Source organism: Micromonospora sp. HM134 (genome assembly GCF_007833915.1).
Classification (GTDB): Bacteria; Actinomycetota; Actinomycetes; order Mycobacteriales; family Micromonosporaceae; genus Micromonospora; species Micromonospora wenchangensis.
Genome location: NZ_CP041061.1, coordinates 5,667,035 through 5,681,783 on the forward strand (window position 1 = coordinate 5,667,035; position 14,749 = coordinate 5,681,783).

A 14,749-nucleotide genomic window follows, 5' to 3' on the forward strand; every position below is an offset into this window, starting at 1 on the left:
CTCCAGGTTGAAAACTGGTCGGCATGACGACGACACGGACTCTGGGCCGCAGTGGAATCGAGGTCGGCGCGATCGGCATGGGGTGCTGGGCGATCGGTGGCCCGCTGTGGGGCGACGACGGTCAGCCGTACGGCTGGGGTGAGGTGGACGACGACGAGTCGGTCGCCACCATCCACCAGGCCCTCGACCTGGGCGTCACCCTCTTCGACACGGCCAGCAACTACGGGGCCGGGCACAGCGAGCGGGTGCTCGGCCGGGCGCTCGCCGGCCGGCGGGACGAGGCGGTGATCGTCACCAAGTTCGGCAACCGCAGCGACGAGGCGACCCGGCTGGCGCTGGGCGTGGACGCCAGCCCGGGGTACGCGGTGGCCAGCCTGGAGGGGTCGCTGCGCCGGCTCGGCACCGACCACGTCGACCTCTACCTGCTGCACCTCAACGACCTGCCGGCGTCCGCCGCGCTCGACCTGGTCGACACCCTGGAGGGCCTGGTCACCCAGGGCAAGATCCGGGGGTACGGCTGGAGCACCGACAACCCGGAGTCGGCGGGGGTGTTCGCCGGGGCGGGGCCGCACTGCATCGCGGTCGAACACGACGAGTCGGTGCTGAACGACAACCCGGAGGTGCTCGCCGTCTGCGACACCTTCGACCTGGCCAGCCTCAACCGGGGGCCACTGGCGATGGGCCTGCTCACCGGGGCCACCCGTACGCCGGGCGCGGACGACGTGCGGGGCCGGGCCCCGGAGTGGCTGGTGTGGTTCCGCGACGGCCGGCCCACCCCCGAGTGGTCGGCCCGGGTGGCGGCGGTCCGGGCGGCGTTGACCGCCGACGGCCGTACCCTCGCCCAGGGGGCGCTGGGCTGGCTGTTGGCGCGCAGCCCCCGTACGCTGCCGATCCCCGGGTGCCGGACGGTGGCGCAGGCGCGGGAGAACTTCGCCGCCCTCACCCTCGGCCCGCTTCCGGCCGACGCGTTCGCCGAGGTGGAGCGCCTCCTGGCCGACCTGCGCTCGGCCCCGGCCGGCGACGCGGGCACCCGGTAGGCCCCGCCGCCGCGGGCCCTCTGCCCCTGCCGCCTCCTCGGCCCCAGTCCTCCCGTCTCCCCGGGCGCCCCACCTGCCCCGACTTCTCCACCCCGCCCAGTTCGGTCGCCGGCCCGCCCCCGGTGATCAAGAGGTTTAGGTCAGTTGATCAAGAGGTTCAGGTCAAGTCGAAGATCAACGGTGACGCAAACCTCTTGATCACCGGGGCGAGGCGGTCGGCGGTCGGGCGGCGAGGTGGTCGGCGGTCGGCGGTCGGCGCATCCGATCGGGGGCGCGTAGCCGAAGATGGGGGTATGCGGATCCTGATGGCCGGCGTGTCCGGCTTCCTCGGCACCCGGCTGGTCGACCGCCTCACCGACGACGGGCACCAGGTCACCCGGCTGGTCCGGCGGTCGCCGCGTACCCCCGACGAGCAGCGGTGGGACCCGACCGCCGGGCAGCTCGACCCGGCTGTGGTGGCCGGGGTCGACGCGGTGGTCAACCTGGCCGGGGCCGGGGTCGGCGACAAGCGGTGGACCGACGAGTACCGCCGGGTGATCCGGTCCAGCCGGGTGGACACCACCACCACGCTGGCCGTCACGATCGCCGGGATGCCGGCGGCGGACCGGCCGCCGGTGCTGCTCAACTCCTCGGCGGTCGGCTGGTACGGCAACACCGGTGACCGGGTGGTCGAGGAGGACGCCCCGGCGGGTGAGGGGTTCCTCGCCGACGTGTGCCGGGTCTGGGAGGCGGCGACCCGGCCGGCCGAGGACGCCGGGGTCCGGGTGGTACGGCTGCGGACGGGGCTGCCGCTGCACCGCGACGGGGGACTACTCAAGCCGCAGTTGCTGCCGTTCCGGCTGGGCATCGCCGGCCGGCTCGGCAGTGGACGGCAGTGGCTGCCGTGGATCTCGCTGCGGGACTGGCTGGACGCGACGGTGTTCCTGCTGACCGCCGGGGAGGTCGCCGGCGCGGTCAACGTGGTCGGCCCGAACCCGGTCACCAACGCCGAGTTCACCCGGGAGTTCGCCCGCCAACTGCACCGGCCGGCCATCGTGCCGATCCCGGCGGTCGCCCTGAAGGTCGCCCTGGGCGGTTTCGCCCAAGAGGCGCTGACCAGCACCCGGGTCCTGCCCGCCGTGCTCACCCGGGCCGGTTTCACCTGGACCCACCCCGGGCTGCCCGCCGCCCTGCACGCCGCCCTGCACGACTGACCCGCCGGGGTCGGGGTCGCGGGTCCGACCGGTCGGTCCAGTTCAGGTTGGTAACGTCCGCTCCGTGCCGACTTCCCCGACCCTGGCCGCCGACCAGCCGCCCACCGCCGCCCCGGACGCCGCCCGGGGTCGGCGGGCCGACCTGATCGTGCTGGTCGTCGCCGTGGCGCTGGCGGTCTGGGTGACCAGCGGGCTGTGGCGCGACCCGAACCAGCGGGCGATCACCGTGAACTCCAGCGACCAGGCGCTCTTCGAGTGGCTGCTCGCCTTCGGCGGGCACGCGGTCACGCACGGGGAGAACCCGCTCTTCACCCACCTGCTCAACGTGCCGGACGGGGTGAACCTCGCCGTCAACACCTCGATCACCGTGTACGCGGTGGTCTTCGCGCCGCTGACGTACCTGATCGGGCCGCCGGCGACGTTCCTGGTGATCCTCACCCTCAACCTCGCCGCCACCGCGCTGGCCTGGTACTGGCTGTTCTCCCGGCACCTGGTCGCCAGTCGGCTCGCGGCAGGTGTCGGGGCGCTGTTCATCGCCTTCTCCCCCGGCATGGTCGCGCACGCCAACGCCCACCTGAACTGGACCGCCGGCTGGTTGGTGCCGCTGCTGGTGGCCGGGGTGTTCGCGCTGCGCCGGCCGGGCCGCTGGTTGCGGGGCGGGCTGGTGCTCGGGGTGCTGGTCGCGGTGGCCTTCTCGATCGCCGCCGAGGGGTTGTTCTTCACCGCGCTGGCGGTCGCCGTCTTCCTCGCCGTCTGGGCGCTGCACCCGGCCCGCCGGACGCAGGCCCGTGCCGCGCTGCCGGACTTCCTGCGCGGGTTGGCGGTGACCGCGCTGGTCGCCGGGGTGCTGCTGGCGTACCCGCTGTGGTTGCACTTCGCCGGGCCGCAGCGGTTCCACGGCACCGGCTTCGACCCGGTCATCCACGCCGAGGACATCGCCGCGTTCGGGGCGTACCCGAGCCGGTCGCTGGCCGGGGCGCTGGGTTGGGACACCACGCTGGCGCCCAACCCGACCGAGGAGAACAGCTTCTTCGGGCTGCCGCTGCTGCTGCTCACCGTGGCCTGTTTCGGGTGGCTGTGGCGACGGGCCAGCCCCGGCCGGCGGGCCACGCTGACCGCGCTCGGGGTGACCGCCGTGGTCTTCGCGGTGCTCTCCTGGGGGCCGCTGGCGAAGTGGAACGGGCGACGCACCGGTCAACTGCTGCCCTTCGGGGTGCTGGACAACCTGCCGGTGGTCAACGCCGCCCTGCCGTCCCGGCTGGCTCTGGTGGTGGCGCCGGTGATCGGGGTGCTGCTGGCGTACACCGTCGACCGGTTGCGGGCGACGCCGCCGGGCCGGACGGCGACCTGGGCGTGGCGGGTCGGGTTCGTGGCGGCGCTGCTGCCGCTGCTGCCGACCCCGCTGCTGACCAGCGTCCGCCCGCCGGTGCCGGAGTTCGTCACCGCCGGCACCTGGCGGGAGTACGTCTCACCGGGCGGGGTGCTCACCCCGATCCCGCTGACCCTGGACGTGACCCCGGACGGGCAGCGCTGGCAGGCGTACGCCCTGTCCCACCGGCAGGGCGAGTTCCGGTTGCCCGCCGGCTTCTTCCTCGGCCCCGGCGGCCCGGACGGGCGGGGCCGGATCGGGCCGTCGCCGCGCACCTTCGACACGCTGATGGACCAGGCCGGCCGGACCGGGCTGGTGCCGATCGTCACCGAGGGCAGCATCCGGCTGTCCCGGGCGGACCTGCGGTACTGGGGGGTCGAGGCGGTCGTCCTCCCCGACGAGGTGCACGGGGCCAAGTACGACCTCGACGAGGACGCCCTGCGCCGCACCGCCACCGCCCTGCTCGGCGAGCCCCGCCGGGTGGACGACGTGTGGCTCTGGACGGTTCCCGACGCCTGACCGGTCCGGCCGCCTGCCGGGGGTCACGCAGGGTGGCGCGACGAGGCTCACGGGGCGCGGCGGCGGCGGGCGGGGCTAGGGTGGCAGGGTGAGCGTGACGACTTCCGGGGTGACCGCCGTCCGGGCGGGTGTGGTCGACTACTCGGCCGCGTGGGACGAGCAGCGGCGGCTGCACGAGGCGGTGGTGGCCGGCGAGCGTGGCGACACCGTGCTGCTGCTGGAGCACCCGAGCGTCTACACCGCCGGCAAGCGCACTGAGCCCTGGGACCGGCCGATGGACGGCACCCCCGTCGTCGACGTCGACCGGGGCGGCAAGATCACCTGGCACGGGCCGGGTCAGCTCGTCGGCTACCCGATCGTCCGGCTGCCCGACCCGGTCGACGTGGTCGCCTACGTCCGCCGCACCGAGCAGCTGCTGATCGACGTCTGCGCCGAGTTCGGGCTGACCGCCGGCCGGGTCGAGGGGCGCAGCGGCGTCTGGGTGCCCGACGACGACCGGGGCCCGGCCCGCAAGGTGGCCGCCATCGGCATCCGGGTCGCCCGCGGGGTCACCCAGCACGGCTTCGCGATCAACTGCGACTGCGACCTGTCGTACTACGACCGGATCGTGCCCTGCGGCATCGCCGACGCCGGCACCACCTCGCTGACCGCTGAACTGGGCCGCCCGGTCCCGGTGGCCGAGGTGCTGCCCGTGGTGGAGCGGCACCTGCCCACCCTGCTCGGCTGAGCCGGTGCGGATCGACCTCGTCACCCTCGTCGTCGCCGAGTACGACCCGGCCATCGCGTTCTTCACCGGGGTTCTCGGCTTCGAGCTGGTCGAGGACGCGCCCTCGCTGACCGACGACGGCCGCCCGAAGCGGTGGGTGGTGGTCCGTCCGCCCGGCGCGCAGACCGGCATCCTGCTGGCCCGCGCCGACGGCGAGCGGCAGCAGGCGGTGGTCGGTGACCAGGTCGCCGGCCGGGTCGGCTTCTTCCTCCGGGTCGACGACTTCGACGCCGTCCACCGGCGGATGGTCGACGCCGGCGTGGAGTTCGTGACGCCGCCGCGCACCGAACCGTACGGTCGGGTGGCCGTGTTCCGGGACGTCGCCGGCAACCGCTGGGACCTGCTCGGCCCGGCCTGACCCCGCCACCCCCGCTGCTCCCGCCACCCCCGCCGCTCCCGTTGCCCCGTCGTGCCGCCGCAGATCCACCGGCACCGTATCCGCCACACCGTCGCCCAGCGCCGTCCGCCGCAGCGCCTCTCGGGCCGCTACGCAGCGTAAGAAATCCGCCGGGTAGCACCTACCCCTCTCCCCCACTTTGCTCTGCTGCCCTAGAGGCACCGCATGCGGAAAGTGACCGTCGCGTCGATGGCAGCAGAGCAAAGCGTGGATGGGCAGGTAGGTGGGGCAGGGAGAGGCGGCGGAAAAACCCCTGTTCAGCGGGGTGCGGGCTGATAGGTGGCAAGGATGGGCTCCGCCCACACCCCGCGCCGATCACGGAGAGCAACCAACGGCGACATCGGTAAGGCCACTACCCAGAGTGCAAGCCCGGCGGGCGACCACGGACGGCCGGGAAGACCAGGCGGCCGACGCAGGCCAGCATCGTCGGCACGGCCACCCAGTCCGACCCGGTCAGCCCCACCAACCCCGGGCCAGCCCGGCCCGGGCCCAGCCCGGTCGCGCGGACACTCGGCGGCTCAGGGGGTCAGCCGGTGCAGGTCGCGCGGGAAGGCGGTCACCTCCCGGACGTTGGTCGCGCCGACCAGCCGGGCCACGAACCGCTCCAGGCCGATCGCGAAGCCGCCGTGCGGCGGCATCCCGTGCCGGAAGGCGTCGACATACCCGGCGTACGGCTCGACCGGCTCGCCGCGGGCCGCGAGCGCCGCCAGGTAGTCGGCGTGGCGGTGCAGCCGCTGCCCGCCGGTGACCAGTTCCAGGCCCCGGAAGAGCAGGTCGAACCCGTTCGAGTACGCCGGCCGGGCCGGGTCGGGGTGGGTGTAGAAGGGCCGCTTCGCCATCGGGTACCCGGTGACGAAGAGGAAGTCCGACCCGTGGGTGTCGCGGGCCCACTCCCCCAGCGCCCGCTCGTGGGCGGGGGCCAGGTCGGGTTCGTCGGCGGGCGCGCCGGCGATCCGCAACGCCTCGGTGAAGTGCACGGCCGGGATCTCGGCCGGCACCCCGGGCAGGGTCAGGCCCAGGGTCGCCACCGCGCCCCCGGCCCGGCGGGCCACCTCGGCGAGCATCCCGGCGAGGGTGTCCCGCAGCACCGCCATCACGTCCCGGTGGTCGTCGACGAAGCCCAGCTCGACGTCGAGCGAGGTGTACTGGGCCAGGTGCCGGACGGTGTCGTGCGGTTCGGCCCGGAACACCGGCCCCACCTCGTAGACCCGTTCGAAGACGCCCACCATGAGCTGCTTGTAGAACTGCGGCGACTGGGCCAGGTACGCCGGCCGGCCGAACCAGTCGAGGGTGAACACGTTGGCCCCGCTCTCGGTGGACGACGCGACCACCTTCGGGGTGTGCACCTCCACGAAGTCGCGGGCGTCGAGGGTGGCCCGGAAGCCGGCCACCGCCGCCGCCGCGATCCGCAGGGCCGCCGCGCGGGTCGGGTGCCGCAGCGCCACCGGCGCGTGGTCGAGCTGGGTGGGCAGGGTCGCGGTGAGCGTCGGCCGGTACAGGTCGAACGGGGGCGGCACGGCGGGCGGCCCGAGCGGTCGTACGGTCGGGTGGGTCAGCTCGACCCCGGCGGACGCGGTGCCGTTCGCGGTGACCGTGCCGACCACCTCGACCACCGTCTCCTCGGGCAGCGCCGTCACGGCGGCCCGCACGTCCGGGTCGGTGACCACCACCTGGGCCAGGCCGGTGGCGTCCCGGACGATCAGGAAGGCCACCGACTTGAGCAGTCGGCGGCGGTGCACCCAACCGGCGATCCGCACGGTCGCGCCGGTGCGGGTGGGCAGGTGGGCGGACAGGATGCGTTGCACGGCGGTTACCTCCTCGATCAATCGCAACGCGATCCCCGGGAGGTGTGGGCGAGCGGGAACCTCGCGGTGCCACCACACCTTCGCTCCCGCCGTGGCGGGAGCCTCATTCGTCGCCTTTTCACCGGGGCCAGCCGGGCGGGCTCTACTGGGCGCGCGGACGCGCCGTTCTTCCCGCGGCTCGGGAGGGTCTTCGCGCCCCGGCGTCAGACCGCCTTCCAGCAACCGGCGGCTCTCTGCACTGGCGGGTCGGGGCGTTACTCGGCTCCGTCACAGCTCTGCCGGCACGCTAGCACCCGTTCCGCCGGGCTGTAACGGGCTTTTCCGGCCGCCGGGTGGCCGGTGTCACAAAACCGGTGACGTGACGCCGGTCGCCCGACGTGCATCGATCGCTGCCGTCGGGCGTAGGCTCGGTTTTGTGACGATCGAGCACTCCGCGCCGACGACCCAGCAGGCAGCGCGCTCCGCTACGGTCGCCCCCGAGGGGCGACGGATGCTGCGGATCGAGGCGCGCAACGCCGAGACGCCGATCGAGCGCAAACCGCCGTGGATCAAGGTCAAGGCCAAGATGGGGCCGGAGTACACCGAGCTGCGCGGGCTGGTCTCGCGCGAGGGGTTGCACACCGTCTGCCAGGAGGCCGGCTGCCCCAACATCTACGAGTGCTGGGAGGACCGGGAGGCCACCTTCCTCATCGGCGGCGACCAGTGCACCCGGCGCTGCGACTTCTGCCAGATCGACACCGGCAAGCCGGCCGAGTTCGACGCCGACGAGCCGCGTCGGGTCGCCGAGTCGGTGGCCACGATGGGCCTGCGCTACGCCACCATCACCGGGGTGGCCCGCGACGACCTGCCCGACGGAGGCGCGTGGCTCTACGCCGAGACGGTCCGGCAGATCCACGCGCTGCGCTCCGGCTGCGGCGTCGAGCTGCTGATCCCCGACTTCAACGCCGTCCCCGAGCAGCTCGCCGAGGTGTTCGGGGCCCGGCCCGAGGTGCTCGCGCACAACGTCGAGACGGTGCCGCGGATCTTCAAGCGGATCCGTCCGGCGTTCCGCTACGAGCGTTCGCTCGACGTGATCCGGCAGGCCCGCGCCGCCGGCCTGGTCACCAAGAGCAACCTGATCCTGGGCATGGGCGAGGAGCGGGCCGAGGTCTCCCAGGCGCTGCGCGACCTGCACGGGGCCGGCTGCGAGCTGATCACCATCACCCAGTACCTGCGGCCCACCCCCCGGCACCACCCGGTGACCCGCTGGGTCAAGCCGGAGGAGTTCGTCGAGCTGCGCGAGGAGGCCGAGGAGATCGGCTTCGCCGGGGTGATGAGCGGGCCGCTGGTGCGTTCGTCGTACCGGGCGGGGCGGCTCTACCAGCAGGCGCTGACGGCCCGCCAGGACGCCTCGGTCACCGTCGGCTGACCCCGGGACGCCACCGGGCACGCCTGCGGAGGACCACCGGCACGGCGACGACCGTCGGGCATTCGAGTGTGTCGATCTTCCCAGACCTCGGCGGCACCCGCAAGAGGTGTCCGGCCGCAGCTCGGCGTCGATTCGACGGCGCTGTCCGGGCACGGCGGGATCGTGTTAGATTCCGCCAGCCCTGACCCGCAACTCATCGATGGTGGTGTCTTTGATGGCGCAGCCGCACACGGTTGTCATCGGCGCCGGCCCCGCCGGCCTCACAGCCGCGTACGAGTTGACCCGGCGGCACGCCCCGGTCGACGTGGTGGAGGCCGACGACGTGGTGGGCGGGATCAGCCGCACCGTGGAGCGGGAGGGCTGGCGGTTCGACATCGGCGGGCACCGGTTCTTCACCAAGGTGTCCCGGGTCGAGGCGTTCTGGCACGAGTTGCTCTCCGACGACGACTTCCTGCTGCGCCCCCGGATGAGCCGCATCCACTACCAGGGTCGGCTCTTCGACTACCCGCTGCGGGCCGGTAACGCGCTGCGCAACCTCGGCGTGTGGGAGGCGTGCCGGTGCGTCGGGTCGTACCTGTGGGCGCGGGTGCGTCCGCCGGCCGACCAGAGCCACTTCGAGGGCTGGGTGTCCGCCCGGTTCGGGGCCCGGTTGTACCGGATGTTCTTCAAGACGTACACCGAGAAGGTCTGGGGCATCCCCGCGACGGAGCTACAGGCGGACTGGGCGGCCCAGCGCATCCGCAACCTCTCCCTCGGCGCGGCGATCCGGGGCGCGCTGCTGCCCCAGCGCGGCGGCACCGAGGTGACCAGCCTGATCGAGGAGTTCCGCTACCCCCGGCTCGGCCCGGGGATGATGTGGGAACGCTGCGCCGAACTGGTGGTCAAGGGCGGCGGGACGGTCGAGCTGGAGACGGCGGTACGCACCGTGCACCGGGCGGACGGCCGGGCGGTCGCGGTGACCGTCGACGGCCCGTCCGGTGAGCGGCGGATCGCCGCCGACCACGTGGTCTCCAGCATGCCGATCTCGGCCCTGGTCCGGGCGATGGACCCGCCCGCCCCGGCGGAGGTCCGCGCCGCCGCCGACGCGCTGCGGCACCGGGACTTCCTGACCGTGGCGCTGGTGGTGCCGGCCGAGGCCGGTTTCCCCGACAACTGGATCTACGTGCACACCCCCGGGGTGCAGGTCGGGCGGATCCAGAACTACGGCGCCTGGTCGCCGGAGATGGTCCGGGCCGGCGGCACCTGCCTCGGCCTGGAGTACTTCGTCAACGAGGGCGACGAGTTGTGGTCGACCCCCGACCCGGAGCTGGTCGCGTTCGGCACCGCCGAGCTGGAACGGCTCGGCCTGGTGCGCCCCGGCTCGGTCACCACCGGGTACGTGGTGCGGATGCCGAAGGCGTACCCGGTCTACGACGAGGGCTACGGCGAGGCGGTCGAGGTGATCCGCCGTTGGCTCGCCGAGGCGGTGCCGAACGTGCACCCGGTGGGGCGCAACGGCATGCACCGGTACAACAACCAGGACCACTCCATGCTCACCGCGATGCTCGCCGCGGAGAACATCCTCGACGACGCCGACCACGACGTCTGGGCGGTCAACGTCGAGGAGGACTACCACGAGGAGGGCGGCACCGGCGGCAGCGCCGACGCCGGTCGCGGCGAGGGCGGCACCGGCCGCGCCGCCCCGGTGGTGCCCCGTCCCCGTACCGCGCCGGTCGGGGACCGTTCGCCCACCGGCTGACCACCGCCACGGACGGGCCCCGGCCGACCACCGGCCGGGGATCATCCGTCCTGGCGGCGACCACTAGACTCGGCGGCATGGCAAAGCCCCAGGAGAAGGTGTCGTTCGGCCAACGGCTGAAGCAGATCGGGATGGTGTTCCGGTTCACCGCCAAGCAGGACAGGTGGTTCGCGCCGCTGGCCGCCGGGGCGGTGCTGATCCCGCTCGCGCTGACCGTGGTCGCGGTGATCCTCTGGGGCTGGCTCTGGCTGCCGATCGGCATCCTGTTCGCCCTGCTCGCGCTGCTGATCGTGCTCAACCTGCGGTCCAACAAGGCGATGATGAACGCCGCCGAGGGGCAGCCCGGCGCGGCGGCGCAGATCATGGAGAGCATGCGCGGTGACTGGCGGGTCACCCCGGCGGTCAGCTCCACCACCCAGATGGACATGGTGCACCTGGTGATCGGCCGCCCCGGTGTGATCCTGCTGGCCGAGGGGAACCCGCAGCGGGTGCGGGGCCTGCTGGGCCAGGAGAAGCGCCGGCTGGCCAAGGTGATCGGCTCCGCGCCGCTGCACGACTACGTGATCGGCCAGGGCGAGGGCGAGCTGCCGATCCGCAAGCTGCGGATGACCCTGATGCGGCTGCCGCGCACCCTCAACGGCAAGGACGTCAACTCGCTCGACAAGCGGCTCAAGGCGCTCACCGCCCGGCCGCAGATGCCCAAGGGCGCGATTCCCAAGAACATGCGGCCGCCGGGCCGCGCGTTCCGCCAGACCCGGGGCCGCTGACCCCATCTGGTACGCCTCCGCGAGCCGGGCCCGTCCGTCGGGCCCGGCTCGCGGCGTGTCCGGGGTCAGCGGGCGGGGCGGGGGGCGTCGGCGACGACCGCTCCGGTGAGCCGGTCGTGCAGGCCGCGACGCTGCCCGTCCATGATCAGGGGCGGCACCACCAGGGCCAGGAGCAGGCCGCGCAGGAGCGCCCGGGGTATCCCGAGCCGCCCGCCGTCGGACCAGTCGAGGCAGCGCAGCCGGGTGATCCACATGCCGGGGGTCTGGGCGAAGAGGCCGAGGAAGAAGCCGTACTCGACGATGAGCACCGCCACCGGGGCCCACCCGTCGCGGACCGGGTCGGCGAAGAAGTTCGACACCAGCAGGCAGAGCACCCAGTCGATCACCAGGGCACCGAACCGTCGGCCGAGGCCCGGCGGGTCGAAGGTGGGGTCGGTGGCGGGCGGCACCGGTGCCGCGGCGGGCGGACTCGTCACGGTGGTCAAGGGTAGTCAGCACCGGCCCGGGGCCGCCCCGCAGCCCACCGCCGGGCTCCGGGGCGGCCCCGGGCCGGCTCCGGGGCGGACCAGCAGGTGGACTCCGGGGGCGTTCCCGCAGTCTGTGCAAATTCGGTCTTATCACCCGGAAAAGCGATACAGTGCTTCAGCCGGTATCGTCCGAACGGACAACCCGGCGGGTACTGAGCGGCGCAGATGACGCTCCGCGAGCGGCGTAACACGGCAGAAACATTGGAGACACGGGCGAGCAACCCCACGGTCATAGCGTCGCCAGAGCCCAGCCACCGGAGTGGACGTGCCAGGAGGACGTGTGTTTGCCAATCCCGAGGAACTCCTGCGATACCTCAAGAACGAGGACGTAAAGTTCGTCGACGTACGTTTTTGTGACCTGCCCGGCGTGATGCAGCACTTCAATCTGCCGGTGGAGTCCTTCGACGACAGCGTCTTCACCGACGGTCTCGCGTTCGACGGCTCGTCGATCCGCGGTTTCCAGGCGATCCACGAGTCGGACATGCTCCTGCTCCCGGACGTCGCGACCGCCTTCATCGACCCGTTCCGCGCGCAGAAGACCCTCGCGCTCAACTTCTTCATCCACGACCCGTTCACCCGTGAGGCCTACTCCCGGGACCCGCGCAACGTGGCCAAGAAGGCCGAGGCCTACCTCGCCGCCAGCGGCATCGCCGACACCGCGTACTTCGGCGCCGAGGCGGAGTTCTACATCTTCGACTCGATCCGCCACGAGACCTCGGCGCACCAGTCGTTCTACTACATCGACTCGGTCGAGGGCGCGTGGAACACGGGGCGTGAGGAGGCCGGCGGCAACCGCGGCTACAAGACCGCGTACAAGGGCGGCTACTTCCCGGTGCCGCCGGTGGACCACTACGCCGACCTGCGCGACTCGATCGTGCGTCGGCTGGTCGACGGCGGTTTCACCGTGGAGCGTTCGCACCACGAGGTCGGCACCGCCGGCCAGTCGGAGATCAACTACAAGTTCTCCACCCTGCTGCACGCCGGTGACCAGCTCCAGCTCTTCAAGTACATCGTGAAGAACGAGGCCTGGGCCAACGGCAAGACGGCCACCTTCATGCCCAAGCCGCTCTTCGGCGACAACGGCTCCGGCATGCACACCCACCAGAGCCTCTGGCTCAACGGCGAGCCGCTGTTCTACGACGAGACCGGCTACGCCGGCCTGTCGGACACCGCCCGCTGGTACATCGGTGGCCTGCTGCACCACGCCCCGTCGCTGCTCGCGTTCACCAACCCGACGGTCAACTCGTACCGTCGGCTGGTGCCCGGCTACGAGGCCCCGGTCAACCTGGTCTACTCGCAGCGCAACCGCTCCGCCTGCACCCGCATCCCGGTCACCGGCAGCAACGCCAAGGCCAAGCGGGTCGAGTTCCGGGTGCCGGACCCGTCCAGCAACCCGTACCTCGCCTTCTCGGCGATGATGATGGCCGGCCTGGACGGCATCAAGAGCAAGATGGAGCCGCCGGCCCCGATCGACAAGGACCTCTACGACCTCCCGCCGGAGGAGTGGGGCGACGTCAAGCAGGTGCCGGGCTCGCTGCCGGAGGTGCTCGACGCCCTGGAGGCCGACCACGACTACCTGCTCGACGGCGGTGTCTTCACCCCCGACCTGATCTCCACCTGGATCGGGTGGAAGCGGGCCAACGAGGTCGACCCGGTGCGCCTGCGCCCGACCCCGCACGAGTTCGCGATGTACTTCGACTGCTGAGGTCCGCCCTCGACGGTCACGTTCCACCAGCCGGGCCGGCTCCGCGTTCGCGGGGCCGGCCCGCTGCGTCGCGCCGCCTCCGCACCACACCGACCAGCAGCACCAGCAGCAGCGCGGTCAGCACGATCGCGCCGGGCGCCTTGGTGTACCGGGCGACCGACGTGCCGTCGGGCAGGGTGAGGAAGGCCGCCACCGCCGCCGGCGCCACGAACCAGGTCGTCCGGGTCGCCGACACCGCGAGCAGCAGCAACGGCCCGGTCACGTACCACGGGTGCAGGACCGGGGCGAGCAGCACCGTCGCGGCGAGCGCCGCGCCCGCCGCGCCCAGGGTGACCCGGGGCCGGGCCGCCGCCAGCCGGTGCACCCGCTGCCGGACGTCGTTGAGCCGGCGCAGCGCCGTCCACGCCCGCCACCACAGCACCACCAGCAGCGCCACCAGCGCCAGCAGGCCCACCGCCCGGGTCACCGGCACCGCGTCCGGCCGCCGACCGGCCAGCTCGCCGACGTAGTCGACGACGAAACCCACCGCCGTCGGCGGCGACGTCCACTGCTGCGAGTCACCGCTGCGGGCCAGCCCGGCAACCCAGCCCAACCCCAGGCCGGACAGCGCCGAGACGGCCGCCAGGGTGACCAGGACCGCCCCGGCGAGCCGACCGCCGTCGCGCAGCAGGGCCCGCAGGGTGTACCGGCCGTGCACCGCCGTCAACGCCGCGAACGGCAACACCACCAGCGCGGTCGCCTTCACCGCCACCGCCAGCCCGAACAGCACCCCGGCGACGAGCAGGCCCCGCGTGCGGCCGGGCGACCGCACCAGCACCAGCAGGCCCAGCAGGAGCAGCCCGAGCAGCACCGCGTCGTTGTGCGCGCCGGCCACCAGGTGCACCCCGACCAGCGGGCAGGCCAGCCCCAGCCAGGCCGCGCGCCGGGTGGGCACCCCGGCGGCGCGGGCCAGGCCGGGCAGGCAGAGCGCCGCCAGCAGCACCCCGGCCACCGCGTACAGCCGCAGCACCACCAGGGCACCGAGCAGGGAACCGCCGGCCCCGGCGGCCAGGGCGGCCAGCAGCACGAAGACCGGGCCGTACGGGGCCGGGGTGTCCCGCCAGATCGGCGCCACCGCGTCCACCCACGGGCAGCCGGCCGCCGCCACCCCCACCCGGTACGGGTCGTGCCCGGCCGCGTACGACCAGCCCTGGCAGGCGTACGAGTAGACGTCCCGGCTGGCCAGGGGCGGGGTGAGCAGCAGCGGCAGCGACCACAGCCCGGCGGTGCGGTACGCCCACCCCGTCGACGGGGCACCGGCGCGCAACGCCCACCAGGCCCCCACCATCAGCGCCGTCCCGAGCAGCCAGCAGCCCACGGCGGCCGGGCCGTGCGGCGCGCGCCACGGGCCGGTCGGCGGCACCTCGGGCAGCACCCCGCCCAGCCAGCCGGCGACGGCGAGCAGCACCGCGCCGGTCAACCCGAGGTGGCGTGCCACGCGGGCCCGCCCGCTCGGTGTGCCGGTCTCGGTCACCGGCC

At 73.3% G+C, this 14,749-nt stretch carries 12 protein-coding genes; 9 read left to right on the plus strand and 3 right to left on the minus strand.

What is annotated here, in order from left to right:
- Positions 1-23: 23 nt before the first annotated feature.
- The 5 genes from FJK98_RS24410 (at position 24) to FJK98_RS24430 (ending at position 5,242) form a co-directional block, all read left to right on the plus strand.
- On the plus strand, positions 24-1,037 hold the full coding sequence (locus tag FJK98_RS24410; RefSeq protein ID WP_145921079.1) for an aldo/keto reductase: 1,014 nt from the start codon (positions 24-26) through the stop codon (positions 1,035-1,037).
- A gap of 293 nt (positions 1,038-1,330) precedes the next feature.
- A complete protein-coding gene (locus FJK98_RS24415; protein WP_145921080.1) occupies positions 1,331-2,230 on the plus strand; it encodes a TIGR01777 family oxidoreductase in 900 nt (299 codons plus the stop codon).
- Between the two features lie 64 nt (positions 2,231-2,294).
- Entirely contained in the window at positions 2,295-4,118 is a 1,824-nt protein-coding gene (locus tag FJK98_RS24420) for a DUF2079 domain-containing protein (protein ID WP_145921081.1), read from the plus strand.
- A gap of 88 nt (positions 4,119-4,206) precedes the next feature.
- On the plus strand, positions 4,207-4,845 hold the full coding sequence (gene lipB / locus FJK98_RS24425; RefSeq protein WP_145921082.1) for a lipoyl(octanoyl) transferase LipB: 639 nt from the start codon (positions 4,207-4,209) through the stop codon (positions 4,843-4,845).
- A 4-nt stretch (positions 4,846-4,849) separates the two neighbouring features.
- Entirely contained in the window at positions 4,850-5,242 is a 393-nt protein-coding gene (locus FJK98_RS24430) for a VOC family protein (RefSeq protein WP_145921083.1), read from the plus strand.
- Between the two features lie 557 nt (positions 5,243-5,799).
- On the opposite strand, the gene aspS is transcribed toward FJK98_RS24430, so the two are convergent.
- Entirely contained in the window at positions 5,800-7,086 is a 1,287-nt protein-coding gene (aspS, locus tag FJK98_RS24435) for an aspartate--tRNA(Asn) ligase (protein WP_145922968.1), read from the minus strand.
- Positions 7,087-7,444: 358 nt separating this feature from the next.
- On the opposite strand from aspS, the gene lipA reads away from it, so the two are divergent.
- The 3 genes from lipA to FJK98_RS24450 all read left to right on the plus strand — a co-directional run bounded on the left by lipA (position 7,445) and on the right by FJK98_RS24450 (position 10,999).
- Positions 7,445-8,494, plus strand: a complete 1,050-nt coding sequence (gene lipA, locus FJK98_RS24440; RefSeq protein ID WP_145921084.1) for a lipoyl synthase — start codon at positions 7,445-7,447, stop codon at positions 8,492-8,494.
- Positions 8,495-8,708: 214 nt separating this feature from the next.
- Positions 8,709-10,232, plus strand: a complete 1,524-nt coding sequence (locus tag FJK98_RS24445) for an NAD(P)/FAD-dependent oxidoreductase (protein WP_145921085.1) — start codon at positions 8,709-8,711, stop codon at positions 10,230-10,232.
- Between the two features lie 77 nt (positions 10,233-10,309).
- A complete protein-coding gene (locus FJK98_RS24450) occupies positions 10,310-10,999 on the plus strand; it encodes a DUF4191 domain-containing protein (protein ID WP_145921086.1) in 690 nt (229 codons plus the stop codon).
- A 65-nt stretch (positions 11,000-11,064) separates the two neighbouring features.
- Here the strand turns inward: FJK98_RS24450 and FJK98_RS24455 are convergent, their stop codons facing one another.
- The gene (locus tag FJK98_RS24455) at positions 11,065-11,475 is read right to left on the minus strand and encodes an RDD family protein (protein ID WP_145921087.1); all 411 of its coding nucleotides are present in this window, start codon (positions 11,473-11,475) and stop codon (positions 11,065-11,067) included.
- A gap of 331 nt (positions 11,476-11,806) precedes the next feature.
- Between FJK98_RS24455 and glnA the strand changes: the two genes are divergently transcribed.
- A complete protein-coding gene (glnA, locus tag FJK98_RS24460; protein ID WP_088644628.1) occupies positions 11,807-13,231 on the plus strand; it encodes a type I glutamate--ammonia ligase in 1,425 nt (474 codons plus the stop codon).
- Between the two features lie 16 nt (positions 13,232-13,247).
- On the opposite strand, the gene mptB is transcribed toward glnA, so the two are convergent.
- Positions 13,248-14,744, minus strand: a complete 1,497-nt coding sequence (gene mptB, locus FJK98_RS24465) for a polyprenol phosphomannose-dependent alpha 1,6 mannosyltransferase MptB (protein ID WP_240762309.1) — start codon at positions 14,742-14,744, stop codon at positions 13,248-13,250.
- Positions 14,745-14,749: the final 5 nt, after the last annotated feature.

Coding starts and splice junctions, on each gene's coding strand:
- FJK98_RS24450 (WP_145921086.1), top strand. CDS start 10,310: ATGGCAAAGCCCCAGGAGAAGGTGTCGTTCGGCCAACGGCTGAAGCAG.
- FJK98_RS24410 (WP_145921079.1), top strand. CDS start 24: ATGACGACGACACGGACTCTGGGCCGCAGTGGAATCGAGGTCGGCGCG.
- FJK98_RS24415 (WP_145921080.1), top strand. CDS start 1,331: ATGCGGATCCTGATGGCCGGCGTGTCCGGCTTCCTCGGCACCCGGCTG.
- FJK98_RS24445 (WP_145921085.1), top strand. CDS start 8,709: ATGGCGCAGCCGCACACGGTTGTCATCGGCGCCGGCCCCGCCGGCCTC.